Raw genomic sequence first — 25,833 nt, 5'->3', positions numbered from 1 at the left:
TTGTTGTTAGGGTCTCAGTGAATCACGTGCAGTTCGTAGCGGGCGTCCGAACGGTCCTCGGCCGCGTCGCGCGTGCACAGGAACGCATCCCAGCCGAGCCGCGAGCCCGCGCCGAGCACGCTCGCGCCGACCTCGGTGCGCTTCAGCACGAGCTTCACCTCGTATTCGAGCGTGACGCCGGCGAGCAGCGTCAGCATCCGCTCGAGCGCGACGGCCTGCGCGCCGCCGGGCAGGAACGCCTCGTAGTCGCGCTTGGACAGCGGGCCGACGACGATTCGCGCGCGCATGTCGCGCTGCCACACGCGCTCGCCGACGAGCGCCGTCGCGCCGAGCACCGCATTGACTTCGCCGAGCACGCTCAGCTGATCGGGCGGCACGTCGTACCACTTGCCGACGAACTGGTCGATCTTCACCGGCACGCGGAAGTAATCGGACAGCGTGCGCTGCAGGTAGGCGGCCGACATCGGCCGGTGCCGCGCGGCGAGCGCGTAGCCGGCCACGGCCTCGTCGAGCACGCCGCCCGCGCCGGCCGCGAGGCTGTCGCGCACCTCGTCGCTCGGCACGCCCGCGATCGCGAGCAACAGCGGCAGGTAGCGCTCGTCGCGGTCGAGCTCGTAGTGGAACGGCAGCCGGTATTTCTTCCACGCCGCGTAGAACAGCGCGGTCGCGCGGTTCGAGAACACGTCGAAGAACGCGCGCGCCGCATGGTCGCGCCGCAGATGCTCGCGCGCGACGATCTGCTCGGTGTAGTGCAGCGGCAGCGCGCCCTGCCCGCCGAGCAGCCCGAAGAACGCGGGCGTCAGTTCGACGCGGCCGAGCTCGCCGGCGGCCAGCGCGGCGCCGCGCTGCTCGCCCGAACTCAGCGACGCGCCGTCGTCGTCGAACGAGCGCGCGCCTTCGATCTCGCTCGGCGGAAAGCCGAGCGACAGCGTGTTGCGGAATGCGATGCGCTGCGCGACCACGTCGCCCTGCCGCCACGCGCCGGGCGCATCCGACGCCTGCCGCGCAAACAGCCCTTCGAGCACGCGCACCGCCTGGAAGAACTCGAAGCGGTGCGGCTCGTCGAGCAGCGCGTCGACTACGCCAGGATCGATTCGCCGGTTCGGGGCTTGCATCGAATGATCTCCTCGCCGGTGCGCTTCGACACGACGACCAATTGAACGAAACTGTTGAGGTGGACGTACAGCCCGAAGAAGCTGTCGAGCACGCGCACGAAGGACGCGAGGCTCGCGCCGACGAAGTGTTCCTCGTCGATCGTCAGCCGGATCTCGATGCCGCGCACGAAGGTCGCGAACGGCTTGCCGGGCAGCCACTGCACGGCGCCGCGCTGCTCGACGCCGACCAGGCCGTCGATCTGGCGCATCGACACCGCCGTGCGTCGCAGGTCGTACAGCGTCAGCATTTCCTTCAGCGGTGCGAGGCCGTGCGCGACGAGCGATACGTGGTTGAGCGCGAGGTGCGACACGAGCCGCCAGTGCGCGGCGCGGCCGCGCTCGAAGCGCACGCTCTGCGTCGGGCGACGCAGCAGCGAAATGCCGCTCGTCTGCGCGCCGCCTTCCTGGAACAGGTCGCCGCCTTCGAGGCCGAACGCCAGCATGGCAGGCAGGTCGCGGTTCGTGCAGGTGAGATCGAGGCTCAGCGTGTCGGTCTGCGGCGACGTCGGCTCGAAGTCGATGTCGACGATCGAGATCTCGGTTTCGTAGCCGGGGCTCTTCTGCGCGACCCAGTCGTTGCGCCGCGCGAACCAGTAGTGGCCGATCCGCGCCGCTTCGCCGTGATGCAGCGAATAGAACGGCCGAAACTCGATCACCGATTCCTCGTGCGCCTGCTGCCGGACGAGCTTCACCGAGTCGATCGAGTACACCTCGTACGCGAACGCGCGCCGCGCCTCGGCGATCACCGGATACGACACCGCGCGGTGCGTGATGCGGATCGGCTCGCCGTGCTGGCGGAACAGGTTCACGATCGGCGTGCAGAACAGCCGGAAATGGCTCGCCGTCAGCAATTCGAGCAGGCGCGCGATATGCGAATCGCTGCGCACGTCCTGCAGCACCAGATGCAGCGTCGCGCGCTGGCAGCGGCCCGACGCGCGCGCGATCGCCGCGAGGTCGAAGTCGACGAAATCGAACTTGTCGGGGAACGCGAAGTATTCGGTGAGCAGCCGGTATGCGGGATGCGATTTCGCCGGATAGTCGATCAGCGCGTCGTCCTCGGCGAAGCCGGCCTGCGCGATCGGCAGCTTGCGCAGCGCGGTCCAGCGGCCGTTGCGTTCGGGTTCGACGTACGCGCCGAGCACGTTGACGAACAGGCAGTCGGTGAGCGCGGCGACGAACGACTGCTCGCCGTGCAGGTGCGCGCGCAGCGTCGACAGCTTCAGCGCGCCGAGATCGAGCTGCGCGGCGAGCGATTCGAACGTGATCGAGATCACGCCCGTCGCGTTCGACGGCAGCACCGTCGCGCTCGGCGCGAGCGCGACCGGCGTATAGCGTGCTTCCGAGATGCGGATCGGCGCGAGCGTCACGTCGTAGGCGGTACGGAACCGGCATTGCACGCCGCGGATCGGACGGCTCTTCAGCTCGGTGCCGCGCTCGATCACGACCGGTTCGGTCTGCTGGCCGGGCGAAGCCGGCGTGAACTGCGCGATCGAACACGACGGGAACGGCCGCAGGTAGTGCGGATACAGCACTTCCAGCAGCGCTTCGGTGAATTCGGGGTAGTCGTCGTCGAGCTTCTTGTTGATGCGCGCGCCGAGCAGCGCGAACGACTCGATCATCCGCTCGACGTGCGGATCCTCGCAATGCTCGCCGGACAGCGCAAGGCGCGCGGCGATCTTCGGATAGCGTTCGGCGAAATCTCGCGAATAGCGCCGCAAAAACGATAATTCGCGTTCGTAATACGGCAGCAATTCTTCCATCGACGACCCCGAACCTCAATATTTCCTGCCGGACCTGATTCACCACCGGGCGGTCCGGCCCGCTCGGCGGCTTGATTTACTGCATGCGTGCCGCGCGTGCGCGCGTGACCGAATACTGCAGCGTCGACGGTTGCAGCATCGCGTCGAAACTCACCGGCTCCTCGGCCGGGTGCACGACGAGCAGCGCCTGGATCGCGAAGTACAGCGCGTTGGTGGCCTGCTCGTTCAGCTCGAACGTCACCTGCACCTGCTGCAGGCGCGGCTCGTGGCGCGCGATGGCCTGCTGGATCGACTTGCAGATGAATGCGCGGTCGTAGTGGCTCGCGAGGCTCAGCCCCGCGAAATCGTTCAGCCCGTAGGTCAGCACCGATTTCTGGCATTCCGGCAGCGCGGCCAGCTCGTTCTCGGTATGCGCGATACGGGTGTTGAGGATCGCCTCGACGTCGCGGGCGACCGTGTTCTTGAGCTCGTCCAGCGACAATTGCCGCATCGCGGCCGAGGCCGGCAGATGCGGTTCGTCGTCGAACAGCTTGTCGAGAAAACTGGGTTCGAATCGTTTCATCGGCCGGTGTTGACAGCGAAAACGGCAACGGGACGCCGAGCGCCCCGTTGCCGCAACCGACCTTAGACCGCGTAGGTCTTGTCGTTCTTCGTCAGGCTCCAGGCGCCTTGCGTGTTGCCGCCCTGGTTACCGCCGATCTTCTGCTGGGTTTGCTTCCACTGCACGGCTGCGTACTTCAGCGAGAACGTCTCGAGGGGCAGACCTTCCTCGCGGACGCTCGGGGCGATGCTCGAGATGATCACGTACTTGAGCTTGACTTCCAGATACTGCACGCGCTTGCCTTCACCGTCCGCGCGCGAGAAATGGACCGTCACTTCGTCGAACGTGGTACCGCCCGAAGCGTGCTGGTACAGCAGCGGGCTCGACGAATCGATTTCCTTCGTGAAGATCATGTCGCCGTGCTCGCAACGCGTCATCGTGTGACCGCCAGCGGTCGATGCGGTTGCCGAACGCGGCTGAACGATCGAGTGATCCCACGATTTCAGTTCGATCCAGCCCTGATGGTCCTTGTCCGCGGATTCGCCCTTCACCGCGGGACTACCAAACTGCAAGTGCATATGTAACATGGCCCTTCGACTCCCCAAAGAGGTGGTTTTAACGTCCTACCCAGGCGGCCCGCCCGGGCGATTTACTCGCTTATGAATTTGCCGGTTTGGGCAGATCAGCGACAAGTCGCAGAGAAATCGAGAGTTCGTCGAGCTGAAAGTGCGGACGCAGGAACGCGACCGAACGATACGAGCCCGGCTTGCCCGGAATCTCCGACACTTGTATGGATGCCTCGCGCAGCGGGAATTGCGCTTTCTGTTCCTGCGAGGCGTTGTCGTCGAGCAGGACGTACTGCGAAATCCACCGGTTGAGGAAAGTCTCCACGTTCTGCGCCGATGCGAAGCTGCCGATCTTGTCCCGCATCATCGCCTTCAGGTAGTGCGCGACGCGCGATACCGAGAAGATGTACTGAAGCTGGGCGGACAGGACGGCGTTCGCATTCGCGCTGTCGGTGCTGTACTTTTTCGGCTTCTGCACCGACTGCGCAGCGAAGAACGCGGCGTAATCTGAGTTCTTGCAATGGACGAGCGGGATGAAGCCGAGGTCGCTCAGCTCCTTCTCGCGGCGATCGGTGATCGCGATTTCGGTCGGGCACTTCAGCGCGACTTCACCGTCGTCGGTCTTGAACGTGTGGGTCGGCAGATCCTCGACGAGGCCGCCGCCTTCGACGCCGCGGATCGCCGCGCACCAGCCGAAGTCGTCGAACGCGGCCGTCAGGCGTGCCGCGAAGGCCCATGCCGCGTTGCACCACAGGTACTTGTCGTGGTCGGTGCCGTCGACGTCCTCGACGAAGTTGAAGTTCTCCGCGGTCTGGCCGTCCTTCGGATTGAACGGCAGGCGGCCGAGGAAGCGCGGCAGCGTCAGGCCGACGTAGCGGGAATCCTCGGCGTCGCGGAACGATTTCCACTTCGCGTATTCGACGGTGTCGAACACCTTGCCGAGGTCGCGCGGCTTGCCGAGGTCGGAGAACGACTCGAGGCCGAGCAGCTCCGGCGACGCCGACGCGATGAACGGCGCATGCGCGGCCGCCGCGACGTGCGACATCTGCTCGATGAAATACATGTCTTCCGGCTGGCGCGAGATCTCGTAATCGCCGATCAGCGCACCGAACGGCGAACCGCCGAACGTGCCGAATTCCTCTTCGTAGACCTTCTTGAACAGCGCGCTCTGGTCGAACTCGCTCGCGCCCTTGAAATCGCGCACGAGGTCGCGCTTCGGTGCGTGCAGCGCCTTGATCTTGATCGTCTGGCCCGTGTTGCTTTCCTTGACCAGATAGTCCAGCCCGCGCCACGTGCTTTCGAGGCGCTGGAATTCCGGCGCGTGCATCACCGCGGAAAGCTGCGTGGAAATCAGGCGGTCGAGTTCCGCGACGCGCGCATCGATCGTGGCCGACAGGTTGTCCGACACGATCACCGTGCCGTCGAGCACCTGGTGCACGAGTTCGCCGATCAGGTCCTTCGCGCGCGCATGCTCGGAATCGGATTTCGCGACCTTGCTCTTCTCGACGATGTCGTCGAGCAACGAAGTCCCGGCGGCGTATTCCGCGCCGCTCGCTTGGGCCGCAGCCGTTTGCTGGTTCATCTCAACACTCCGTCGTCATTCGCCGTCTTTGTCGCCGCCGGTGCCCTTCGCGAGCTCCTGCAGTTGCTGCGTGTTCTTCAGCACCTCGGACAGCAGATCCTCGAGCTTGTCGTTGCCGGCAAGCTTGTTGCGCAGGTCGGCGAGCTTCGAGCGCGCCTCGAGCAGGCGGCGCAGCGGCTCGACCTGTTCGACGACTTCGTCCGGGCTGAAATCCGACAGCGAGCGGAACTTCAGGTCGACCGCGAACTTGCCGCCTTCCGGGCTCAGGCGGTTTTCCACCTGGAACGCGGCGCGCGGCTCGATCGCCTTCATCACGTCGTCGAAATTGTCGCGGTCGATATTGACGAACTTGCGGTCGCGCAGCTTCGGCTGCTCGATTTCGGACTGGCCCGCCAGATCGCCGACGACCCCGACGACGAACGGCAGTTCCTTCACCTCGATCGCATCGCCCTTCTCGACCTCGTAGGTCAGCTGGACGCGCGGCGGCCGTATTTTCTGCAAGCTTTTCTGAATGCTTTCTTTCTTGGCCATCTCGACGGCTCCCAGGTTAGTTGTGGTTATCGCGTCAGTTGCGGTTTCAGTTGCGCAGTGCGCCGAACGGATCCGCGCTGCCCTTTTGCGCCGCGGGCGGCGTCGGGGCGGCGCTCGCGGCCGCTTCGGCCGCCGGTGCGGCCGCGGCCTTCGCACGATGGACGACGCGGCGCGGCGGGCGCGGTTTCGCGATCTTGGTTTCTGGCGGAAACAGCGCCGATTCGCCGAGCGTGTCGCGCAACTGCTTCGCGAGCGCCTGCGCGTCGGACTTCGCATCGCCCGCGAGCGATGCATCCTGGCGCAGCTCGCCGAGCGACTGCGTCGCGATCCGCAGGCCGGCGACGGCCAGCACGCTCTTCGCCTGACGATCGGTCGCGTCGCGCTGCAGCGCTTCCTGGGCAGCGACGATCGCCTGCCCGTAATGGTTTTGTGCGAACTGGATTTGCGCGATGCGCGACCACGGTTCCTCGCGCGTCGGGTCCGACTTCGCGAGCTGTTGGTACAGGCCGAGCGCCTTGTCCTGGTCCCCCGCCTTCGCGACGGCGTCTGCATCGGCCAGCGACTTGTTGAACACTTCCGCAGTCGGCGGCGCGGGAGGCTGGCTCGCACAACCGGCGATCACGCCGCAAGCCACCACTACCCCAGACAGTTTTGCGAAGAGACGGTCTTTCATCGTTATATCCACCGGCGCGTGAGTTTTAAATCGTTGAGAATCTGGTTCTTTTGCTTTGCAAGAAGCGCGCGGGTATAGTACCGATCAATTTTTCATAATTCAATCGTCGTGTGAAGAGTAATTCCTTTTAAAACCGGGCGCCACCCCCTCGAATGGCCGCTCGCTGCGGGCTCGCAGCGGTTTTGCTTTCGACCGGAATGCGCAAGTTTTACTGGTTGCACGACGCGCCGCCCGGATGGCGGAAAAAATTTCCGGATGCTCGCCTGACGCGGGCGTGCTTAATAGTTGAACGGTGCAATGTCGGGGGATACGCAGCGAACGCGGCAATATCCCGGCAGTTTTGACAGGGATAAAGGCGGCACGCCGGAAAAAACGATGAGATCGTCCATGATTCGCTACGCGCTGCCGCTGCTTGCGTGCGCCCTTCTGGCCGGATGCGCGGCCGCTCCGCTGCTCGGCTCGGCCGCGAGCGCCGTGATGTCCGCGGCCGGCATCGGCAAGCCCGAGGTGCCCGACGCGCAGAAGCCGCCGCGCAACATCGGCCTCACGCTGGCCGCCGCACCGAACCTGAATGCCGCGACCGACAACAAGCCGCTCGCGCTCGTCGTGCGCCTCTATGCGCTGAAAGACCCGACCTCGTTCCAGCAAGCGCCGTTCGACGCATTTACCGACCCGGCCAAGGAAAAAACCGCACTCGGCGCCGATCTGCTGAACGTGCGTGAAATCACGCTGATTCCGGGCCAGCGCTATACGGCAACCGAGAAGGTATCGCGCGAAGCGCAGGCATTCGGCATTGTCGCGCTGTTCCGCGATCCCGCACTGCAACGCTGGAAACTGACGTTCGATCCGGTGAAGTCGGAGAAATCCGGCATAATCATCGGCCTGCATAATTGCGCGATGACGGTCACCGACGGCACGGTCATCGCACCGCAACAGGGTGCGCCTTCGCAACCGCTGAATATGCTGTCTTCGGTCTCCTGCGGTTAAACATGACGCACGAATGTCAATTAACAAGAGTTAACACACTTGGCGATTTAATTCGGGCACGACCAAATCGATTACATCGCAAACGCCACATTAACCGGATTTGACATGAGTTATTCGGCCAAGGTGCTGTGGGGGGAAGGGCTGTTCCTCCGGCCTCAACACTTTCAGCGGCAGGACGCGTACCACGAGGCGCGCCTGTTCGAGTCCATCCAGGCGATCCAGCCATACAACTGGGGCGTGCGCTCGGTGCGCATCGACCGCGACGCGCTCGGCAGCAACGTGCTGCGGGTGGCCGAACTCGCGCTCGTGTTCCCGGACGGCGCGCTGTATGCCGCGCCGCAGGCCGACGACCTGCCGCCGCCGATCGCACTGGATACGTTGCCCGACGGCATCAACGAATTCGTGTTCTATCTCGCGCTGCACCCGCTGCGCGAGAACGGCACCAACTACAGCGACGATCCGGCCGCCGGCTTCATGACGCGGTTCGTCAGCGAGCAGACGAGCGTCGCCGACAACTTCACCGACGCCGCCGAAGCCGACATCACGTTCCTGAAGACGCAGGTCAAGCTGATCGCACACAGCGAGCCGCGCGACCAGTTGCTGTCGGTGCCGCTCGTACGCGTGCGCCGCACCGCGACGTCCGGCTTCGAGATCGACGACAGCTTCGTGCCGCCGTGCCTCGCGATCGAAGCGTCGCCGATCCTGCACCAGCGGCTGCGCCAGCTGGTCGACGCGCTGCAGGCGAAGGTGAACGCGCTGTACGGCTTTCACCGCGAGCCGTCGAAGAACATCATCGAGTTCCGCTCGGGGGACATCGCGTCGTTCTGGCTGCTGCACACGGCGAACGCCGCATTCGCGACGCTCGCGCACCTGCACCAGCATGCGGCGCTGCATCCGGAGCGGCTGTTCCAGGAGCTGCTGCGCCTCGCCGGCCAGTTGATGACGTTCTCGAAGGGCTATACGCTCGCCGACCTGCCCGTGTACCGCCACGACGATCCGGGCCCGAGCTTCGCGCGTCTCGACCTGATGCTGCGCGAACTGCTCGACACCGTGATCTCGACGCGCTATTTCGCGATCACGCTCGACGAGGTGCGCCCGTCGTTCCACCTCGGCCGCCTCGATTCCGGCAAGATCGACGACAAGACCGAGTTCTACCTCGCAGTGTCCGCGGACATGCCGAGCGTCGAGCTCGTCGATGCGGTGCCGGCCCGCTTCAAGGTCGGCGCGCCGGACGACGTCGACAAGCTCGTGCTGTCGGCAATGCCCGGCGTGCGGCTGTCGTACACGCCGCAGGTGCCGCCCGCGATTCCGGTGCGCCCCGGCGCGTGCTACTTCGCGCTCGATTCGCGCAGCCCGCTGTACGAGCGCATGCTGCAGGCCCAGTCCGCGATGATCTACGCGCCGACTGGTATCAATGACCTGAAATTCGAACTGATCGCGGTCACATCATGAGCTACGCGCCTTCCTTGTTCGGCGACAACGCGCCGGCACCGCTGCACACCCCGGCGTCGACGGACTCCGCGTTCCAGGCCCGTTCGCTGCTCGATTTGCTGTACGACGGGTTCTTCATGCTGTTCCTGCTCAAGAACGGACGGGAGCCGGACAGCGCCAGCGAGTTCAGCACGCGGATCCAGGAATTCCTGTCGGATTTCGAGCGCGGCGCGAAGAAGCTGAATATCGCCGCCGAGGACGTGTACGGCGCGAAGTTCGCGTTCTGCGCGGCCATCGACGAGATGGTGCTGTCGTCGCAGTTCAAGATCCGCGCGGACTGGGAACGCCGGCCGCTGCAGCTCGTGTTGTTCGGCGAGCAGCTCGCCGGCGAGAAGTTCTTCCAGTATCTCGAGGAAGGTCGTGCGCAGGGTGCGGCACGGCTGCAGTCGCTCGAGGTGTTCCATATGTGCCTGCTGCTCGGGTTCCAGGGCAAGTACCTGCTCGAAGGGCCGGAAAAGCTCGCTTACCTGACCGCGCGGCTGGGCGACGAGATCGCGCACATGAAGGGCAAGCGCGCGCCGTTCGCGCCGCACTGGCCGCTGCCGGACCAGATCGCGCACCGGTTGAAGCGCGAGGTGCCGGTGTGGGCGATCGGGACCGTGTTCGCGCTGGTGGCGCTGCTCGGGTACCTCGGGCTCAACACGTACCTGAAGGACAAGACGCTGCAAGCGCTCTCGCCGTATTCGCAGGTGATCAAGGTCGGGCCGGAGTCGGCCAACCTGACGATCTCGTTGCCGTAAACAGGCGCGCGTTTTTCGAACGCCGCTTCACGAGAAAAGGACCGCCTGGCGGTCCTTTTCTGCTTTTGCGCGCTTCCTCCGGACAACTGAAAAAGATCGATGGTGTGCCAACGCGTCACGCCATCCAGATGTCTTCATAGCCGGCGTCGTCGATGATGAAGCGTGCGCCGGGCGGCAGCCGCAGATAAGGCAGAACCGACGGCAAATAGGTCGACAGGTGCGCCGCATGCAGCGGCTGATAGAAATCGTCGGCGTCCGAGTATTCGCCGCAGTGGAAGAACCAGCTGACGTTGTCGCCTTCGGACAGCGCGATACGCGTGCCATAAACGGGCATCCGTCGGAGCGTCGACATCGCGACGGCAACCATCTCTTCGGGTTCGACGGCCTGCAGGCCGTAGCGTGCGCAAAGCGCTTCCTGTTGCGTGCGCAATGCTGCCGGATCGTCGGCCATGTTCATTTCCTTTCTGCCGTGCAGCGAGTCAGCCAGGTTGCCAGCATAACCGTGGATCGGCGCCGTGCCGGCGGCGCAGCATCAGAACAGGATAAACGCGTCGTTCTCGACGTAGAAGACAAACGCGTCCAGCAATTGTGCGACGCTCGGCTCGTCGACCTGATCGTGTGCGTTGATCACGATGTCCTCGATCGTCGCGCTGTCGAGCGTGGCTTTCCAGCCGGGTTGGGCCGCGATGGCGGGCGCAACGTCGGCTTCCGCGTCATCGGCGTCTTCGAGGAACGCCCCCTCGGTGTCGAGCGTCCACGGCATCGGCGGCAGGTAAAGCCACCCGGAGAAATCGCCGGGACGTTCGAGAATATGGTGGAGCGACGCTGCGGTCGGGGAGTCGGTCGACATGAGTATTGCGGTGGGATCCGGATTGATGATTGCGTTGCATCGGCCGCGAGCCACCCGCGGCAGGCCGTGATTATGCCAATTCCTCGCCCGCCCGCCTCCCGGCGCGCGTCAGATGACGCATCGCGTCACTCGTTCGCGGTGAAATCGATTGCAATCAGGGCCAATTCGACTTCCGGCGCGGCGCGGTTGCGAGTAGTGTCTACGTGCCCGCATTCCGGCCGGCCCCGGGTCCGACCGATACCCGGCGCCCACCCCACGATACTGAACCCTGGAGATCTGCGATGAAACGTTCGAAGTTCCTGCTGTCGGGCCTCCTGCTCGCGTCGGCCCTCGGCTTCACGGCCGTCGCCGCCCATGCGGAAGACCTGCTCGATTCCGTGAAGAAAGCCGGCGTGCTGCGCGTCGGCCTCGAAGGCACGTATCCGCCGTTCAACTCGCGCGGCACGTCTGGCCAGCTCGAGGGCTTCGACGTCGACGTCGCGAACGCCGTTGCCGGCAAGCTCGGCGTGAAGACGCAGTTCATCCCGACCGAATGGAGCGGCATCATCGCCGGGCTGCAGGCCGGCAAGTTCGACGTGATCGTCAACCAGGTCACGATCACGCCGCAGCGCAAGGAAGCGCTCGACTTCAGCGAGCCGTACACGTACTCGGCCGCGCAACTGATTCAGCGCAAGGACGACACGCGCAACTTCAAGTCGCTCGATGATTTCAAGGGCAAGAAGCTCGGCGTGACGCTCGGCACCAACTACGACCAGATGGCGCGCACCGTGCCCGGCATCGAGGTGCAGACGTATCCGGGCGCACCGGAGAAATTGCGCGACCTCGCCGCGGGCCGGATCGAGGCGACGCTCGACGACCGCCTGATGCTGCCGTACATGATCAAGACGTCGAACCTGCCGCTGCGCGCGGGGGCGGTGCTGAACGGCGGCAAGCAGGAAATGGCGATCCCGTTCCGCAAGGGTAATCCGAAGTTCGAGAAGGCGATCAACGACGCACTCGAGTCGCTGCGCAAGGACGGCACGCTGAAGAAGATCTCGACGCACTGGTTCGGCAGCGACGTGACGGTGCCGGTCGCGCAGTAAGCGGTTCGGCGCGTGTTCAATGCGTCACGTTTTCGCTGCGGCGAAGGCGTGACGCGCAGTTGCAGCGTTCTCCTCGCCTTCTTCCCTTCTTCCCCTTTTCCTTTTTCCTTCAGGCCGCCTCGTCGAAGCGGGCGAGCAGCAACTGGCCGATCGGCGTCAGCGCCGGGCGCGCCGCTATCGCATTCATGCGCACCTGCGCGTCGTCGACCAGCCGCTTTTCGACGAGCACGGCAAAGGCAGGGTTCGCGAGGTCGACACTGTCGGGCGCACGCGCAATGCGCAACAGCATCGAGAATTCATGCGGGCTCAGCATGGTTCGTGTCTCCTGACCGTACGCGATGCAGTTTGATCGACGTCGATCGCGTTTTCGAATGGAATGGATGCGAGGCAGCAGCCAATGCGCTGACGGGAGCGAGATCCCGGGTGAGCCTGCGCGACGCGGGCACGGCGTCGGACGCGGTCACGTACACCCCGATCGCGACAATACTGCCGCGACGGGAGCGTGCAACGTTAGCGGTGCAGCGTGACGCGGGTGTGACGAGAAAAGGGGGATGGGGATGGGGATGGGGATGGCGATGGCGCCCGCGCCATCGCGGCGCGCGACTCCATGAACGAAAAAAGGGTTACGGAAAACTCCGTAACCCTTTTTCGGATTTGGTGCGGCTGCAGGATCAACAATCCTTATCCAATCTATTGATTAAAAAAGAAAATTGAATCGGCGATTGGAATCTGAACCCCCAAACATACCCCCAATCGGTTGCGCCCATGTGCATGAGGCCACCGCGCGAAAAATTGTGGCGTAAGTCGCCGAGTGCCGGCCGCCCGAACAGAAAACTTCTGGAGATTTGGAGATATATGCTCGATTCCCCCCCAGAAGCCTTACTGGTCAAGGGTCCGGCTATCTCCAAGTGTATCTCCAAAACACTCATTTACTTGGAGACAAAGTTGGAGACAGCCGGCAAATACGCCGCATGACGCCAGCCGTGTCGAGAAGCACCCTGCGGTCTGGAACGCAGCGCGCAAAGAAACTCCCGTCCCGCAGCCCTCCCCGAGGCAACGGCAAAAGCTGGCCTTGTGTTCAATGAAAAGTGACTTTGGGCGGGCAAAAATTGCACCACGCCATTCACCTGCGAAGCCTCCCGGCAACTTTGACAGGGTAGTTACCCGTATTCGGTGCGTGCTACAGTCCTCGCAAAATTTCAACAGAGGATTCGGCATGAGTTCTGCGTTCATTCGGGAAGGCGATACGACTTCGCACGGTGGCCGGGTGCTCGCCTGCACGTCTACCAACATCGTCTTCGGCAAGCCACTTGCGCTCGAAGGCGACATGGTGTCGTGTCCCAAGTGCAGCGGCGTCTACCCAATCATCGGCGTCCGCGTTCGCAGCATGACATTTGGCGGCCGGGCTGTTGCGACCGAAGGCGACAAGACTGCATGCGGTGCGACGCTGATAGCATCGCAAGGCATGGCGACGGTAGAGCCGACCTCCGGCGCAGGCGGCTCGGTTGGCGCAGGCAAAAGTGTAGTCACGCAGACGGCCGCGCAAGACGATGGCACATATCGCGGCCGCTTCCAGCTCGTCGACGACAAGACACGCGCGCCGATCCCGAATCACCCATACACGGTCACGTCAGCGGACGGTCAAACGATTCAAGGCACGACGGACGCGAGCGGCCACACCGATTGGATCAGCAGTCAACAAGCCTCGTCGCTATCGTTCAGTCAGCCAGGGAGCGACGCGTGAGTGGCGATTATTCTCCGGGGAACGGTGGTTATTCCCCTGGGTCGTCGACTGGGGGCTCAAGCTCGGCCGGTCAGACAACGCAGGTAGGTTTAAGCGCCTCCAAACTCTCCCCGAAGGATCGGAAAGTTCTGTGTCACACGTTCTGCGAGTGCCGTCGGATCGGCGTCGCGACGAAAGCCGGAACAATCCAGCGGCAGCGCTGCGTCGAAATGCGCCTCGGGCTACCCAATGAGGTGTCGAAGATGCAGACGGGCGTTCCAACGGAATACCGGCCGGAGCAACCGTACGATATGACGACGAATCCACCCCAACCGATCATGGACTACGAAGATCCGCTGGAGCCCAATTCGGGCATTCGCCAGTGGATCAAGGATGTGTGGCCCAGCAAGGGCAGGAAATACGAGAAAGGCGATGTCCGCCGCCCTGACGTCGTCATCGTGAACGACCCGTCGAAACCTCCGGAGCAATCGAATATCAAGACCGTCGTGGAAATGAAATTCCCAGGCGATCGATACGGCCCTGATCAGGAAGACGACTACATCGAAATCGCGGGCGGCCCGTCGAAGTTTGTTCACCTCGGCGCGGCTGATTGCGGATGCGGCGACGACGACGGCCAGAAGGAAACTTCGCGCTCGAAGCAATCCGCGCGACAATCCGAGCTTGACGACTTGTTCGGCGGGAATAGCACCGCGCCCGGAGGCCCACCGCTCCCGACCGCGCCCTCATTGCCGCCACCTGCATTCCCGCTCCCGCTTTGACGCCATGACGAACGACGAAATTGAAGCTTGGGCCAAAGATCCGCGCCGTGCGGACACCATGCCTTTCGGGCTTTACGAGCCCACGCACCAAAAAGGGATCACGGGTGCCGCCCTTGTAGTGCGGGGCGTGCTTTACTTCCGCAACGGTTTCACGTCGGAGGTTCGGCAAGCGCTGGTGGGCTGCTTCAAGCAGTACAACGCGGCGATCGAGGAATATCAACACGCGCTCGAAGTGGCGGCCGGCCAGACGCCGTCGAAGTCCGGGCCGCTGCGCTGGTTCTATTCCGAGGGAGAAGAACCGATCCAGTACGACAAGTCTCCGGGATTCGAAAGTCTCGCGACGAGCGTTCCCTCCGACGAGACCCTTGCGGTCGCGATCACCAGCGCCGAGCACAAGCTCGCGACCGGTTTCTATGAATTCACGGTGTTCGCGCTTAGCGAAAAGAAGGCTGCACGGAAACGCGGTCTCGACGGACTGGTCTTCACGGTACCGCGTGCGTTTATCGCCCACCGCCCCGGCGTGTTCGAGGCGATGTTCCGCGCGTTCGCAGAAGCGTTGCCGATAGTTAGCGGTCACGGCGGGCTGGCCGTGAACGTGCCTCCAATGGGGCGGCGACCAAACGAAGCCAGCGAGTATTTCTACGCGCGCCGTTTCGGGCCTGGCATCGACGTCGGCGATCCAATGCGTTCCACCGTTCGTAAGCTTTACACGAAGATCAAGACCGTTGACTGGCTCAACGCGCTCGATGCGGACTTGGTCGCGGCTGTTGGTGGTGCATCGGCGCTCGGACTTCCGCCAGATTGGTTCGCCCGTATTCCCCTGGGGAACGGGGGCTTGATTATTCAGGCCGGCGTCGCGCCGCAGGCCGGCGTATCCAATGGACCAGGCATTCCCGTATCTCCACCCGCCGCGTACGTCATTCTGAACCGCGCGTTGCGGCCGATCATCGCGGATGAGGTCGATACGCTGCAAGACGGGACACTGGACAGTACCGCGCCCCTGCTAAATACGGTCGTAGCGACCGAAGGTTGGCTGCGTCGGCTCACCGTACAAGATGACCAACTCAACAGCATCTGGATCGAGCTGCACAAAACGCCAAAGCTGCATGGCAACACGGCATAACGTGACGAATACGATGCGATTGCCCCCAACATGTGCACCGCGTCCGTCACGCAGCCTTCCCTTCTGCATTTGCCGGCGTCAGTGCCTTCACCTCACCAATTGCCTGCAGTTGCTTGAGGTAGTCCGGCCGAAACTGAGCCAGCCATCGAACGACTCGCGCGTTATCTAGAAGACTGGTGATGTAGGTTTTAATGACGACCAGCTTCAAACTGTCTGGGCCGTAATTTTCCTCGATAACCTTGGTATCGGCCTGTAGAACGGCCAACTCTCGCTCCAAACGCCGGACAGCTTCGAACGTTCCAGGCTTCGTTGCGTGGTCCCTAGGACCGTCAACTAGCTGGTCATCTGGGGTCGTCTCTAGCATTGCTAGCACAAACTTTCCTGAGTAGTTGTCGAGGTTGTTCATTGCTAGCGCGACATCAATCTGACGAAATGGCTTCATCTGCCGCAGGATCGGAAAAACGCGGCATGGCACTCGCTTGTCGGCCAGCAACTTGATTGCCTCGTCGCAAATTCCGTCCAGCATCCGAAACCTAGCTCGGATCGTTGCCGCTGTCAGACCAAGCGCCGCCGCCAAACGTTCGATCGGCACCCCGCTTTCGTACACTTTCAGAATCATGTTGTGCTCTTGAATTGCAGTCACGCGACTGATTCTCTTGTTGTATGTGAGTCCTTCGTCGTCTTTTGCGATCAAACATCGAGCGTGCCCTCGTCCGAGCTCCATCAACGCTTCGACTCGAAGATGACCGTCGAGAATCGAGAAGTGCCCGGGAATCGACGAATGCGGGACGACGATTACCGGCTCAACAAGGCCGACGACATTCACCGATGATCGGATCTGAACGTATTTCGCACTTTCCTTAACTTTGGGCGGCAGCGCTTTCGATGGATGCAGTACCGCGAGCGGCACGTCGAACCATTCGTGGTTGAAGCCGCTGTCGACGACTTTGGCGCGTAGTCTTTCCATCAGATCAACCCTCCGCGGCTGGCAGTGGCGGCCAGTGGTTGTGGAACGGTTACAAGTCCCTCATCCCTGATCAGATCGACAAATTCTGCGTCGGCAAACAAGTCCTTGAAAATTTCATTGACGACTAACAACGACGTGCTTACACGTTCCGCCTTCAGTTGAATGAGTTTGTGCCGATCAGCTTCTCGCTGATACAGACGCATCAGATCCTCAGAGCTGAGCTTCTTCCGCTTAGTGCTGCGACTGGTTGCGTCATGAGGTGCCTTACCAGTCAGTGATCGCTGCTCGAGAATACGTCGAATCACTGCCACCTTCTTCCCTTTGATCTCGCCACTGTTCACTGCGGCGAGCAACAAATGCTGGGCCTCCGAATCGGATGCACGCGAAATTTCTATAGCTAAGTGCAGTGAAATATGCCCGGCCTCCGCTGCGACAAGCAGACGCTTCTCTCCTTTTTCCAGCAGTGTGCCAACCATGTTCACCCACGATGCTGTATAGCCAATCTTCTTCCCTATCTCGGCATCCGAATATCCCTTCTTTCGCAGTATGTCGACCTGAGCCAGCATCTCGCTCGCCAGAGGATTGCGCCGAGCAACGTTCTCCACAATGCCCATAATCAGGCCCGTGTCTTCATCAACATCTAGGACAATCGCTGGGATCTCCCTCTGCCCCAAAATTTTGAAGGACTCCAACCGGCCTTGGCCGCACACCAGAGCATACTTCCCCGGTTCGCCGGGCATGCGCCTTACCTCAATCGGACGCTTTAGCCCTATCCGCTGAATGTTCTCCGTGATGTCGCGATGGCTTTTCTTGTTCCGTATTCGGGGATTGACGACTACGATTGCTTCGACGGGAATCATCACAACTTCTCCGGTCGCGTCGCTCATATCGCCTCCGCAAGCGGCAGTCGGGCCGTGATTCGATAGAACATATCAAGCGTCTCGAACTGGTACACGTCCAAGGCAAAACCGTTGTACTCCGCGTAAGGCAACAAAGCTGGGGTGAAATCGATCGATGGCAGCAGATAGAAATCGTATGGCTTCGTGTTGTCGTGGTTCATGCGCGCAACAATCGTGATGTCCGGCGATAAACTCGTATCAAGGCGGACACGCCAGCGATAGCTTCCAGCGGGCGTCACCTTGCATCGCGCTATCACAAGCGACACGGTGAATTCGCCGTTGACGTCGAGAAGATCCGTTTCACCGTCGCGACGCGAGAATCCGCCTGACTTTTCGATGCCTACCTGGATCTCGTTGAGCACAGCGGGATAGCGTTGCCGAAGTACGCGGTTTATTTCCAGATACGAATAATCACGTCGGGGCATAAAACCCACGAGGCTGTATGCCCGTAGAAGGCTGCCAAAGCGGGAGCGATATGCCGCGCTTGACGGTGCGTTGTCTTCCTCGTCGATGATCAATCCAGACAAGGCGCCGTACTTGTCCAGAATGCTTGCAAGCGCCGCAAGCATTTCGCCGTCATCCAGATGACGAGAGCGGTTCGCGATGATGGCTTGTACCCTGTAATACCAGTCAGCGGGGACAATAGCGTCGAACGCCCCATCCTTCCTAATCCATTGCTCCGGCGGATTCCGCACGTGCTGCATCTTGAGCTTAAACGACGTGCGGTTGTATACGTTGTTTCCGATGTACTTCTCGTTCGTCAAAATCTGATGAATCGTTCCCCGCGTCCACGGTCGGCCGCAGTGGTTCAAAACGCCTTCGCGATTCATGTGCGAGGCGATTACGCGTTCGGGCATACCTTGGTCAAGAAAGAGCCGATAGATACGATGTACCGTGGCAATGTCTTCCGCAGGCCCAGGCACCAGCACTATGCGATCGGTCTGAATGCTCTTCTTCTCGCCGTGATGTAGTAGCCCCTTGACGACGTGATTCTCATCGATCAACTGCCGTTGCAGACCGAAGCCCGGAATGCCTCCCTGCCTATAGCCGCGTTGAACCAGGTTGCGATGGCCGGCGAATACTTTGACGGAAAGTTCGCGGCTATACTCCGCAGCCATGCTCCGCTTCAAGCTCTTGAGCAAGGTGGAACCGAGCGACGTATCGCTTCCAAACTGCTCCGCGCAATAGATGACTTGGACGCCGTTGCGCTTGCATGTTTGTTCATAAACAGCAGCTTCGTCCGGATCAGGGAAACGCCCCCAACGACTGACGTCGTAGACGAGTACTGCAACAAAATCTGTGTTTCGGCTCTGTACGTCCTGAAGCAAACTTCGGAGCCCTTGCCGGCCCTCGATATTCAGTCCGCTCTTTCCGTCGTCCTGGTACGACCGGACAATATCCATTCCGTGCGTACTAGCAAACTCGGCAATGAATTGCGCCTGATTCTCAGTCGAGTACCGCTGATGCTCGGTGGACATACGCGTGTACTGCGCGACTGGAATCCGTCTGTCCGCGCTCTCTTCTTCAATCGCTAGCGAGTGCTGCATGATCACGCTCCAACGACCCACCTTGAATGGCAATCGTTCGCCGAATGCATGACAGATTGATGGCAGCGACGATCATTTATTCAGGACGCGATCGATAACGGCACGTCGCAGCTAGTAGCATGCGAATCTCGTCAGGATCATTCCTCAAGTGTTCGCGGCCGGCGTAACGAGGCGCGAAAGTAGTATCTGCTGCAGCGCTCGGGCAGTTAACGCAAAAGCCACGAATAACGCGGCGAGAGTCGGACGAGGCGGAGAAGACAAGAATGCTGCTCAATCGCTTGTGTAACGCTACGTTGGCACCCGACCTAGGACCGGGACGTAACCGCATCGGTACACGTATCGCTGACGCCGTAGGGCGGCCGGACGGCATGCACATGGCGGCGCACGCGCCTCTACAGCTTCCGGTACCGTAATCCAAGAAAGTTACTTTGCCATCGCCCCATGGTGCCGCTGATTGGCACAAGTGACTGCGGCATAATCGCGACGTGATTGTTAATTCGGGGGCTGACCATGACAAACACCGCAGTGGTATCGGCGGTGCTCGCCGCGCTCGCATCCGGCTTATTCGCCCTAGTCGGTGTGGTAGTTACGTCGACACTTGCTCAAAAGCGCGAGCACGCGTCCGATTGGCGGCAAGTGAAGATAGATCGGTACCAAGAGTACATGGCCGCGCTGTCTGCTATTGTCTCAGGCCGATCAACACCCGCTGCGCAAGAGCGCTACGCTGACGCGGTGAATGCTTTGACGTTGGTCGCATCCCCGACCGTCTTGGATGCCGTCCAAGCGTTTCAACGCGAGATCTCCTACCGCAACACCGAGCGAAGCGACGAGAGGCATGACGCACTTTTGAGTGCGGCCATTTGGGCAATGCGGACCGACATCCAGCCCGGAACCGTGCATGCACCTCCTCGCGCCTTTAAGCTGCTCGCTCCGCCACCACCGAGCGAGCCGGGCTCTAGCAGGTCGTGAGTTGAACGGTGTTCGCCGCTTAGACTGCGTCGCGCACCCGCATGATCGTCTGGCGGCTCGTGCCATAGCTCTTCGCGAGACTCGCGACGCTCGCACCTTGGCTCAACTGCTGGCGCACTTCGTCCTGTTGTTGCTTGCTCAGTGCGGACGGGCGGCCCATCGCCTTGCCTTCCGCCTTTGCGCGCGCGATGCCGGCCTGCGTTCGCTCGATCAACAAATCGCGTTCAAACTCCGCAACAGCGTTTAAGACCTGCATCGTCATACGGCCGGCCGCGCTTGTCAGGTCAACGCCGCCCAGTGCAAGGCAGTGAATCCGAATGCCGCGATCTGCCAACACTTCAACCGTCTCCCGCACGTCCATCGCGTTCCGACCGAGTCGATCCAGCTTGGTCACGATCAACACATCCCCCTCTTCCATCTTGAGAAGCAACTCGGCGAACCCCGGGCGCTGTTGCGCACTGACGCTACCGGAAATGCTCTCCGTAACCACCCGACGCTTGTCGACCGCAAAGCCGGCCGCCTCGATCTCAAGGAGTTGGTTAGCTGCTGTTTGGTCGGTCGTGCTGACGCGGGCGTATGCGAAGGTCCGGGACATGCTGCACTCTCAATATGTTCGAAAAGGATGTCCGAATCATACCGCATGTCCGGAAGTATGAAAGCCTTATTTTCGGACATGACTGAGCTCCCATGTCCGCAAGGGATCGGTTTCGGACAGGCGCAATTTGATTGGAGGCCGATTGCCTTCTGGTCGGTCGCTGGGACAGACAGGAGGGCGCCACAATTCGAACGACAACGACCGACCCAATCGGGTCACCGGAACCTACTACACATTAATGGCAGGTTTTGAATTTATTCGTTCCTTCGAGTCCTTCGCTAGGTCATCGCCAAGAGCGGGCGTCGCCGCCCCTACTCAGAGATGCGTTCGAATGTATGCTTGCGTAAGCAGACCCAGAGCACGAGGGGCCACGCTAAAGTGCGCCCAGTGCGAAACTGATGCGTGAGCGATGGAGTGCTAGACTTCGCAGACTGCGGATCCAGTGCGTCAGTGCAACGTTTTATCGAACCCAATGTTCACTCAAATTGCCATTGAAGACCGTTTGATATTCGATCAATATACTGCTGGTTGCTTACCTCAAGCTACATAAGCAAAAAATGACGAACGATAACTCACCCACGCGGTTAGAGACCTCGGCGGAGACCTTCGGTAGCCAAGGGGAAAGGCCTCGCAAAGAACTATTGCCGGGCAACCGTGAAGTAATCACTGACCTTTATATCGGCGACGCTATTGAGAACAAACCCAATGATTATGCGTTCAAGGTTTACGTCCGATTAAATGGCAGGAAGCAGACGATCCGGAAGGTTTCTTTCCAGCACAGTGTATTCGAAGGTTGCTACTTCAACAGCTGCTCTTTCGATTCCTGCGACTTCACCGGCTGCCGGTTCGTTGGCTGCAATTTTCACCAGTCCGCGTTTTCCGGCTGCAATTTCAAGTACGCGGTTTTTGAACGCTGCCAGATCGACGACGACATTCTGCAACGAGAAGCTCCGAACGAGGAAAATCTGAAAATGCGATTTGCCAGATCGCTGAGAATGAACTTCCAGCAAATCGGCGACGCGAAGGCTGTCAATAGCGCCATCTCACTGGAGCTTGAAGCCACCGAAAGATATTTGAAAAAGTCTTGGTCCTCAAAAGAGACGTATTATCAGAAAAAATATCCCGGCTGGAAAAAATTGCCTCAGTTTTTTAAGTGGGTTGAGTTCAAGATATTAGATTTTATATGGGGCAACGGGGAAAGCACTCTTAAGTTAATGCGCACTATTTTCGTGGCTCACATTCTAATCGCCTTATATGATACAGGCCGATTTGGCAACGTGTGGGATTTGAACAACTATCTCGCGAGCTTAGCCGCATCACCCGGAGTATTCTTCGGAATCGCTAGCCCACACCCGTATCCAATCTGGCTCTCTTCCATCATCGCCGCTACTCGTCTGGTCGGATTCGCCTTCCTCACAGCAATTCTCGTCAAGCGGTTTGGGCGGAGATGAAAATGCATATCTACGCCTTTGGATCCGTATGCCGCGGCGAGATCGATCGCGGGTCTGATGTCGACCTGCTAGCATGCGTCGAGGGGCTCTCTCCTCAGATTGATCCGGAGAAGTATTCCATTTATCGATACGAGCGGCTACAGACTCTGTGGGAAGACGGCAACCCCTTCGCCTGGCACCTGTATCTGGAATCAAAGTTGCTGTTCTCATGGGATGGCTCCGATTTTCTGGCCAGCCTTGGAAAGCCTGCACACTATAGCGGCGTCGTTGCTGATTGCGATAAGTTCAAAAAACTATTTGATCGATCTTATCGAGAGTTAGAACTTTCGTCCAACAGCGCAGTGTTTCATCTGTCATGCATGTTTTTAGCGATCCGAAATTATGCGACCTGTCATTCGCTTTCACTCGGACACCCTATCTTCTCGAGAAACTCTCCTCTAATGGTGAATCCATGTCTTCACATAGATCCTAGAGCGTTCTCGATCCTGACACGTGCTCGGTTGTTGTCGACACGAGGCTACGGAGAGAGCATCCTACCCGAAGAGATATCCATTGCCGTTAAAGCAGCTGCGATCGTCCCTCAATGGATGGAAGCGCTAAAAAATCAGAGGCTGATATGAGCGAGTTCAACAATCGCATTGATGCGCAACGCGTTATTCTAAGCCTAGTCAATGGCAAACGTTGGAACGAGGAGTTATACGGCCTCTCTAAAGGGGCGATCGACCGCTGGATCCGAGTTAACGGAATTGACCCGTCCGCCGAACTTGCGTGCACTGTCTTCGAATCGGCCGAAAAACTCTTTTTCTTGGCAAACAAAAGTCAGGAACAAGTCACTGATGAGTATCGACTTCTCTCAGTCGAGGTCTCCAAGCTGACTCAGCGTATCGGGAATATCGTTGACGGCACAAAGCTGTGAGTGCTCCGGCAGACGATTTGCCGGATCTAATTTGTACCTCAATGTTCTAGTATCTGGCGCGTTGGCACCGCTCGAATGCGCGCGCGGAAGCGCGAGCGAACGGGCGTAGACGGCCGAACGCGGCCCAACGACGACGACGTTACGCTTGGACTGGCGGAAGCGCGTGTCGAGCCATTTCGGCCGGCCAACCCGCCCTGACATAAACAGCAGCTTCCGCAGCCGATTTCCGCCGTTGACTTCGGCTAGTCCTGCGACGCCGGTTCCGAGGCGGCGAAACGAAGAGTCAGCGGTTCTTGGCAAACCACGGCGAACAAATGGAATGCACCGTTCCCGGGCGACGAAGCCGCTTCCCCCTGACTGGTGATGCGAAGCGATCGCGAGTTACCCACCTAACCCCAGCTTGTCAAAGAGAATGCGATTGCGCCGCTGGGCGTTTCGCAGCAGTCGATCGTACGAGATAACCTCAATGTATGCGGGCAGGTTAGGCGGCTGAAAATAATATCCCTCTCCATCGAACGTCTCGTGAGCGAAGCTCCGCAAGCATCGCCTAAGGGACGGTGTCAGGTCAGCGATGAAATAACCGACGAACCTCAAATTCTTGCCGTTGATCTGACGGCCTGTCACTGAAGTTACGGATCCTTCCCGTAACTCAAAGAATCGATCCGTAATCTGCCGCAAGGGATCAGTAGTCGAAAAATCGTCCCGCTTCGGCCGCTTGAATTCGATTACGACGGCGGCACCTGTCGCGTCATCTGAATCCGGTCCAACCGTAATCGCCCTGTCGTAAAAGCAACCAATAATGTCCGGCTCCTTGTTCGAATTGCTTTCGAGTCCAGGAATCGACTTCATCTTCTTGTCTGACGCGAGAATCGAATGGAAGCTAAGACCCTCGTCAATCACCCACAAATTTTGCTGGTCTCGGAATATGTCGACAGACGTCTTGCCCATGGGGAACACAAGGTTGTGCAGGTCTTGCTCCAGCGCATAGCTTTCGTCGCCGGCCAGCTTTTGTAACGAGCGCTCCAGGAGATCCAGGATTACGCGGCGGTGCACGATATACTTGGCTAACTGCGACTTGCCAAGCTCGTTTTCAGTTTCTGTATACTCTTCAATCCGCTGGCGATATTCTGCCTCCAGGCCATCGTCTAGCAGCTTGCGAATTCGCGAACCTTCCACACGGTGCTCGGATTCAATCTCGCGAAGTTCGCGCCATAGTTCTGCATCAATGGCGTTTTTCCCGCCGCTGAAACGCACCCGTCGAAGAACACGGTCGCGGTATTTCGTATGGGTCAGGATTCGATATTCCGGCATGTCACGGACAAGCTCATGGAGCTGGGCCTCCCGTTTGGCAACGGTCTCACCGATTTCTTTGCTGAATCTGTCGCGCACCGCCGTGCCAATCTTCTCAAAAAGATCAGCCTTGTTAATCAGCTGCTCGTCTTCAAGATCACCATCGTCACTCTGGAAAATAACACTCGTCCGCGTTAGGTCCAAGTGGCGATCCAAATAGTCACCACTTACCAACACGCGAAGTCCATACGGCTTGCCGTCCTCATCAAGCAAACGCTCCGGCATCTCCGTAGCGATCTTGCCCAGTTCGTCTTCGATTACAGCGCGCCCATTTCCGCAGAGTACGATGCGCGGAACGGCGTTGGCTCGGTAATTCCGGATGTAAGCTAGCTCGAAGGGATGCCCTAAGTAGTTGATCGTATCCCGCGCCGTACGTAAACCAATGCTCTCCTCATACAATGCGCGTAAATCCACCGTTCTACCACCACAGCGCACTGAGATCTTTGGTATTCTGCCCAGAGCGAATAGCGGCAAGAAGTGTTCAATAATGCGCTCCGCTACTACCATAGGATCCGACGTTAGATACTTAATGTACGTTTCGCGAGCTCCTCGCAGGTGGACGACAGTCTGATGTTGACCAACGTGCGTTGCCTTTGACTCAATCTGGACTTCGCTGGCAGCGTCGAAGGTAAAGCAGATACGCTCATAGGATTGATCCTCAACCGCGTATACGCTCTCAACTCTTGCATCGGCGAACACTTTCAGAAACGTGAACCGCCCGAACCCTTTCCCGCCGATTCCAAGTTTGCGATTGCTGTACACTTTCGTGAACGATGCTAGGTTATCAGCATGAAAACCCGAGCCATTGTCGACAATGGCAAGTCCATCAACCGGCCACGCGACGCCTTCCGCTTCAGGAGCGTCAAATAAATCGCGGCGTTCATATATCTCGATTTCGATAACACCCTGCCGCGTGTCGCCGTTGAAGCGCTCTTCGATCGCGTGCATGCTGTTTGAAACAGCTTCGAACAACGGGATCATTGCTCGTTTTGCCGGCAAGCCGATCGATCGAACCAGATTCTCTACATCGCTATCCATGGTCGCCCCCCCGTTACTGGAATCGCTAGCGCCGCTTCATGTTCGACAAGTTGCCGTAAGCGCTGTCGGCGGCTGCAACTGCGCGGTCATTATGCCACTTACGTAGCCGTCAAATCGTTTTCAAACCGAAGGCGCGAGCCGTAGCTATAGGTTTTCGCCTACGCGCGGTGCGATCAGGAGGCATCGGCGACTGGCGGACCGCATAAGCCGGGTACTTGCGTGATCCACACTCGATGGCAGTTGAAGTTGGTAACAGCGAATGATTGGTTGCGCCGTTTACTGACTCTTCAGAGTCAAAGACATCGCTGGATCAGGCGACCGTTAGTGGCTGAACAGTGGCGCCACATATTGCAGTTTTAGATAATCCGAGAGAAACCTTTTATGGGGGCAGACCTTTCGATATAATTGCGGTGCTTGTTAGCACCTAATCGAACACGGTTCTAGGAATCTGTGGGCGATGCAAGGAAAAAGGCGGGGAATGCTCAATCGTTGAGCATATTTCGTCGCGCTGACGAGAGG

26 protein-coding genes are annotated in these 25,833 nt (G+C 59.9%); 11 read left to right on the top strand and 15 right to left on the bottom strand.

What is annotated here, in order from left to right:
- Positions 1-14: 14 nt before the first annotated feature.
- The 7 genes from tssG to KU887_RS02295 form a co-directional block, all read right to left on the bottom strand.
- Positions 15-1,115, bottom strand: coding sequence for a type VI secretion system baseplate subunit TssG (gene tssG, locus KU887_RS02325; RefSeq protein ID WP_058901209.1), 1,101 nt, complete (start codon positions 1,113-1,115; stop codon positions 15-17).
- Positions 1,079-2,914: a type VI secretion system baseplate subunit TssF gene (gene tssF / locus KU887_RS02320; RefSeq protein WP_048986026.1), complete on the bottom strand. Its 1,836-nt coding sequence runs from the start codon at positions 2,912-2,914 to the stop codon at positions 1,079-1,081. The genes tssG and tssF overlap by 37 nt, the downstream gene beginning before the upstream one ends.
- 76 nt (positions 2,915-2,990) lie before the next feature.
- The gene (tssE, locus tag KU887_RS02315; RefSeq protein ID WP_006477092.1) at positions 2,991-3,476 is read right to left on the bottom strand and encodes a type VI secretion system baseplate subunit TssE; all 486 of its coding nucleotides are present in this window, start codon (positions 3,474-3,476) and stop codon (positions 2,991-2,993) included.
- A 62-nt stretch (positions 3,477-3,538) separates the two neighbouring features.
- Positions 3,539-4,042 carry a type VI secretion system tube protein Hcp gene (locus KU887_RS02310; protein WP_006477093.1) on the bottom strand — a complete coding sequence of 168 codons (504 nt, stop codon included), beginning with the start codon at positions 4,040-4,042 and terminating at the stop codon, positions 3,539-3,541.
- A gap of 70 nt (positions 4,043-4,112) precedes the next feature.
- Positions 4,113-5,603, bottom strand: coding sequence for a type VI secretion system contractile sheath large subunit (tssC, locus tag KU887_RS02305; RefSeq protein ID WP_006484397.1), 1,491 nt, complete (start codon positions 5,601-5,603; stop codon positions 4,113-4,115).
- Positions 5,604-5,618: 15 nt separating this feature from the next.
- Positions 5,619-6,134, bottom strand: coding sequence for a type VI secretion system contractile sheath small subunit (gene tssB, locus KU887_RS02300; protein ID WP_006484395.1), 516 nt, complete (start codon positions 6,132-6,134; stop codon positions 5,619-5,621).
- Positions 6,135-6,180: 46 nt separating this feature from the next.
- Positions 6,181-6,807 (bottom strand): M48 family metallopeptidase, encoded by a 627-nt coding sequence (locus KU887_RS02295; protein ID WP_043204524.1) that lies wholly within the window; start codon positions 6,805-6,807, stop codon positions 6,181-6,183.
- Positions 6,808-7,194: 387 nt separating this feature from the next.
- Here KU887_RS02295 and tssJ point away from each other — a divergent pair, with 387 nt between their 5' ends.
- The 3 genes from tssJ to icmH all read left to right on the top strand — a co-directional run bounded on the left by tssJ (position 7,195) and on the right by icmH (position 10,025).
- Entirely contained in the window at positions 7,195-7,794 is a 600-nt protein-coding gene (gene tssJ / locus KU887_RS02290; RefSeq protein ID WP_006485335.1) for a type VI secretion system lipoprotein TssJ, read from the top strand.
- A gap of 105 nt (positions 7,795-7,899) precedes the next feature.
- Positions 7,900-9,246, top strand: coding sequence for a type VI secretion system baseplate subunit TssK (tssK, locus tag KU887_RS02285; RefSeq protein WP_006477098.1), 1,347 nt, complete (start codon positions 7,900-7,902; stop codon positions 9,244-9,246).
- On the top strand, positions 9,243-10,025 hold the full coding sequence (gene icmH, locus KU887_RS02280) for a type IVB secretion system protein IcmH/DotU (RefSeq protein ID WP_006494424.1): 783 nt from the start codon (positions 9,243-9,245) through the stop codon (positions 10,023-10,025). Before tssK ends, icmH begins: the two co-directional genes overlap by 4 nt.
- Before the next feature lie 115 nt (positions 10,026-10,140).
- On the opposite strand, the gene KU887_RS02275 is transcribed toward icmH, so the two are convergent.
- Both KU887_RS02275 and KU887_RS02270 read right to left on the bottom strand, forming a co-directional pair.
- On the bottom strand, positions 10,141-10,476 hold the full coding sequence (locus KU887_RS02275) for a hypothetical protein (protein WP_060214786.1): 336 nt from the start codon (positions 10,474-10,476) through the stop codon (positions 10,141-10,143).
- An 81-nt stretch (positions 10,477-10,557) separates the two neighbouring features.
- Positions 10,558-10,875: a hypothetical protein gene (locus tag KU887_RS02270; RefSeq protein WP_006485338.1), complete on the bottom strand. Its 318-nt coding sequence runs from the start codon at positions 10,873-10,875 to the stop codon at positions 10,558-10,560.
- Positions 10,876-11,156: 281 nt separating this feature from the next.
- Here KU887_RS02270 and KU887_RS02265 point away from each other — a divergent pair, with 281 nt between their 5' ends.
- Positions 11,157-11,957: a transporter substrate-binding domain-containing protein gene (locus tag KU887_RS02265; protein ID WP_006485337.1), complete on the top strand. Its 801-nt coding sequence runs from the start codon at positions 11,157-11,159 to the stop codon at positions 11,955-11,957.
- 109 nt (positions 11,958-12,066) lie between these two features.
- Here the strand turns inward: KU887_RS02265 and KU887_RS02260 are convergent, their stop codons facing one another.
- Positions 12,067-12,270 (bottom strand): hypothetical protein, encoded by a 204-nt coding sequence (locus KU887_RS02260; RefSeq protein ID WP_006485326.1) that lies wholly within the window; start codon positions 12,268-12,270, stop codon positions 12,067-12,069.
- Between the two features lie 32 nt (positions 12,271-12,302).
- Between KU887_RS02260 and KU887_RS02255 the strand changes: the two genes are divergently transcribed.
- From KU887_RS02255 to KU887_RS02240, 4 genes are all read left to right on the top strand, one after another.
- On the top strand, positions 12,303-12,671 hold the full coding sequence (locus KU887_RS02255) for a hypothetical protein (RefSeq protein ID WP_258254013.1): 369 nt from the start codon (positions 12,303-12,305) through the stop codon (positions 12,669-12,671).
- Between the two features lie 502 nt (positions 12,672-13,173).
- Positions 13,174-13,701 (top strand): PAAR domain-containing protein, encoded by a 528-nt coding sequence (locus KU887_RS02250; protein ID WP_258254012.1) that lies wholly within the window; start codon positions 13,174-13,176, stop codon positions 13,699-13,701.
- Positions 13,698-14,459: a VRR-NUC domain-containing protein gene (locus KU887_RS02245; protein ID WP_048986016.1), complete on the top strand. Its 762-nt coding sequence runs from the start codon at positions 13,698-13,700 to the stop codon at positions 14,457-14,459. Before KU887_RS02250 ends, KU887_RS02245 begins: the two co-directional genes overlap by 4 nt.
- Before the next feature lie 4 nt (positions 14,460-14,463).
- Positions 14,464-15,582, top strand: a complete 1,119-nt coding sequence (locus KU887_RS02240; protein WP_258254008.1) for a DUF3396 domain-containing protein — start codon at positions 14,464-14,466, stop codon at positions 15,580-15,582.
- Between the two features lie 46 nt (positions 15,583-15,628).
- On the opposite strand, the gene KU887_RS02235 is transcribed toward KU887_RS02240, so the two are convergent.
- The 4 genes from KU887_RS02235 to KU887_RS02220 all read right to left on the bottom strand — a co-directional run bounded on the left by KU887_RS02235 (position 15,629) and on the right by KU887_RS02220 (position 20,559).
- On the bottom strand, positions 15,629-16,549 hold the full coding sequence (locus tag KU887_RS02235) for a plasmid partitioning protein RepB C-terminal domain-containing protein (RefSeq protein ID WP_258254006.1): 921 nt from the start codon (positions 16,547-16,549) through the stop codon (positions 15,629-15,631).
- Positions 16,549-17,436 (bottom strand): ParB/RepB/Spo0J family partition protein, encoded by an 888-nt coding sequence (locus KU887_RS02230; RefSeq protein ID WP_048986012.1) that lies wholly within the window; start codon positions 17,434-17,436, stop codon positions 16,549-16,551. The genes KU887_RS02235 and KU887_RS02230 overlap by 1 nt, the downstream gene beginning before the upstream one ends.
- Positions 17,433-18,995, bottom strand: coding sequence for a recombinase family protein (locus tag KU887_RS02225; protein WP_258254001.1), 1,563 nt, complete (start codon positions 18,993-18,995; stop codon positions 17,433-17,435). Before KU887_RS02225 ends, KU887_RS02230 begins: the two co-directional genes overlap by 4 nt.
- Before the next feature lie 988 nt (positions 18,996-19,983).
- Entirely contained in the window at positions 19,984-20,559 is a 576-nt protein-coding gene (locus tag KU887_RS02220) for a recombinase family protein (protein ID WP_111442232.1), read from the bottom strand.
- A gap of 557 nt (positions 20,560-21,116) precedes the next feature.
- Between KU887_RS02220 and KU887_RS02215 the strand changes: the two genes are divergently transcribed.
- Genes KU887_RS02215 through KU887_RS02205 form a run of 3 tightly spaced genes read left to right on the top strand, consistent with a single transcriptional unit; the run spans position 21,117 to position 22,926 of the window.
- Positions 21,117-22,010: a pentapeptide repeat-containing protein gene (locus KU887_RS02215; RefSeq protein WP_258254000.1), complete on the top strand. Its 894-nt coding sequence runs from the start codon at positions 21,117-21,119 to the stop codon at positions 22,008-22,010.
- A 2-nt stretch (positions 22,011-22,012) separates the two neighbouring features.
- Positions 22,013-22,630 (top strand): nucleotidyltransferase domain-containing protein, encoded by a 618-nt coding sequence (locus KU887_RS02210; protein WP_258253999.1) that lies wholly within the window; start codon positions 22,013-22,015, stop codon positions 22,628-22,630.
- Positions 22,627-22,926 (top strand): hypothetical protein, encoded by a 300-nt coding sequence (locus tag KU887_RS02205; RefSeq protein ID WP_060285957.1) that lies wholly within the window; start codon positions 22,627-22,629, stop codon positions 22,924-22,926. The genes KU887_RS02210 and KU887_RS02205 overlap by 4 nt, the downstream gene beginning before the upstream one ends.
- A 381-nt stretch (positions 22,927-23,307) precedes the next feature.
- Here the strand turns inward: KU887_RS02205 and KU887_RS02200 are convergent, their stop codons facing one another.
- Positions 23,308-25,314 (bottom strand): hypothetical protein, encoded by a 2,007-nt coding sequence (locus KU887_RS02200; RefSeq protein WP_063807445.1) that lies wholly within the window; start codon positions 25,312-25,314, stop codon positions 23,308-23,310.
- Positions 25,315-25,833: the final 519 nt, after the last annotated feature.

This window comes from Burkholderia sp. EMB26, assembly GCF_024730645.1.
Lineage (GTDB): Bacteria > Pseudomonadota > Gammaproteobacteria > Burkholderiales > Burkholderiaceae > Burkholderia > Burkholderia cenocepacia.
Note: the sequence above shows the minus strand (reverse complement) of the source record. Positions and strands in the feature narration are given on the sequence as shown.

Coding starts and splice junctions, on each gene's coding strand:
- tssG (WP_058901209.1), bottom strand. CDS start 1,115: ATGCAAGCCCCGAACCGGCGAATCGATCCTGGCGTAGTCGACGCGCTG.
- tssF (WP_048986026.1), bottom strand. CDS start 2,914: ATGGAAGAATTGCTGCCGTATTACGAACGCGAATTATCGTTTTTGCGG.
- tssE (WP_006477092.1), bottom strand. CDS start 3,476: ATGAAACGATTCGAACCCAGTTTTCTCGACAAGCTGTTCGACGACGAA.
- KU887_RS02310 (WP_006477093.1), bottom strand. CDS start 4,042: ATGTTACATATGCACTTGCAGTTTGGTAGTCCCGCGGTGAAGGGCGAA.
- tssC (WP_006484397.1), bottom strand. CDS start 5,603: ATGAACCAGCAAACGGCTGCGGCCCAAGCGAGCGGCGCGGAATACGCC.
- tssB (WP_006484395.1), bottom strand. CDS start 6,134: ATGGCCAAGAAAGAAAGCATTCAGAAAAGCTTGCAGAAAATACGGCCG.
- KU887_RS02295 (WP_043204524.1), bottom strand. CDS start 6,807: ATGAAAGACCGTCTCTTCGCAAAACTGTCTGGGGTAGTGGTGGCTTGC.
- tssJ (WP_006485335.1), top strand. CDS start 7,195: ATGATTCGCTACGCGCTGCCGCTGCTTGCGTGCGCCCTTCTGGCCGGA.
- tssK (WP_006477098.1), top strand. CDS start 7,900: ATGAGTTATTCGGCCAAGGTGCTGTGGGGGGAAGGGCTGTTCCTCCGG.
- icmH (WP_006494424.1), top strand. CDS start 9,243: ATGAGCTACGCGCCTTCCTTGTTCGGCGACAACGCGCCGGCACCGCTG.
- KU887_RS02275 (WP_060214786.1), bottom strand. CDS start 10,476: ATGGCCGACGATCCGGCAGCATTGCGCACGCAACAGGAAGCGCTTTGC.
- KU887_RS02270 (WP_006485338.1), bottom strand. CDS start 10,875: ATGTCGACCGACTCCCCGACCGCAGCGTCGCTCCACCATATTCTCGAA.
- KU887_RS02265 (WP_006485337.1), top strand. CDS start 11,157: ATGAAACGTTCGAAGTTCCTGCTGTCGGGCCTCCTGCTCGCGTCGGCC.
- KU887_RS02260 (WP_006485326.1), bottom strand. CDS start 12,270: ATGCTGAGCCCGCATGAATTCTCGATGCTGTTGCGCATTGCGCGTGCG.
- KU887_RS02250 (WP_258254012.1), top strand. CDS start 13,174: ATGAGTTCTGCGTTCATTCGGGAAGGCGATACGACTTCGCACGGTGGC.
- KU887_RS02240 (WP_258254008.1), top strand. CDS start 14,464: ATGACGAACGACGAAATTGAAGCTTGGGCCAAAGATCCGCGCCGTGCG.
- KU887_RS02235 (WP_258254006.1), bottom strand. CDS start 16,549: ATGGAAAGACTACGCGCCAAAGTCGTCGACAGCGGCTTCAACCACGAA.
- KU887_RS02230 (WP_048986012.1), bottom strand. CDS start 17,436: ATGAGCGACGCGACCGGAGAAGTTGTGATGATTCCCGTCGAAGCAATC.
- KU887_RS02225 (WP_258254001.1), bottom strand. CDS start 18,995: ATGCAGCACTCGCTAGCGATTGAAGAAGAGAGCGCGGACAGACGGATT.
- KU887_RS02220 (WP_111442232.1), bottom strand. CDS start 20,559: ATGTCCCGGACCTTCGCATACGCCCGCGTCAGCACGACCGACCAAACA.
- KU887_RS02215 (WP_258254000.1), top strand. CDS start 21,117: ATGACGAACGATAACTCACCCACGCGGTTAGAGACCTCGGCGGAGACC.
- KU887_RS02210 (WP_258253999.1), top strand. CDS start 22,013: ATGCATATCTACGCCTTTGGATCCGTATGCCGCGGCGAGATCGATCGC.
- KU887_RS02205 (WP_060285957.1), top strand. CDS start 22,627: ATGAGCGAGTTCAACAATCGCATTGATGCGCAACGCGTTATTCTAAGC.
- KU887_RS02200 (WP_063807445.1), bottom strand. CDS start 25,314: ATGGATAGCGATGTAGAGAATCTGGTTCGATCGATCGGCTTGCCGGCA.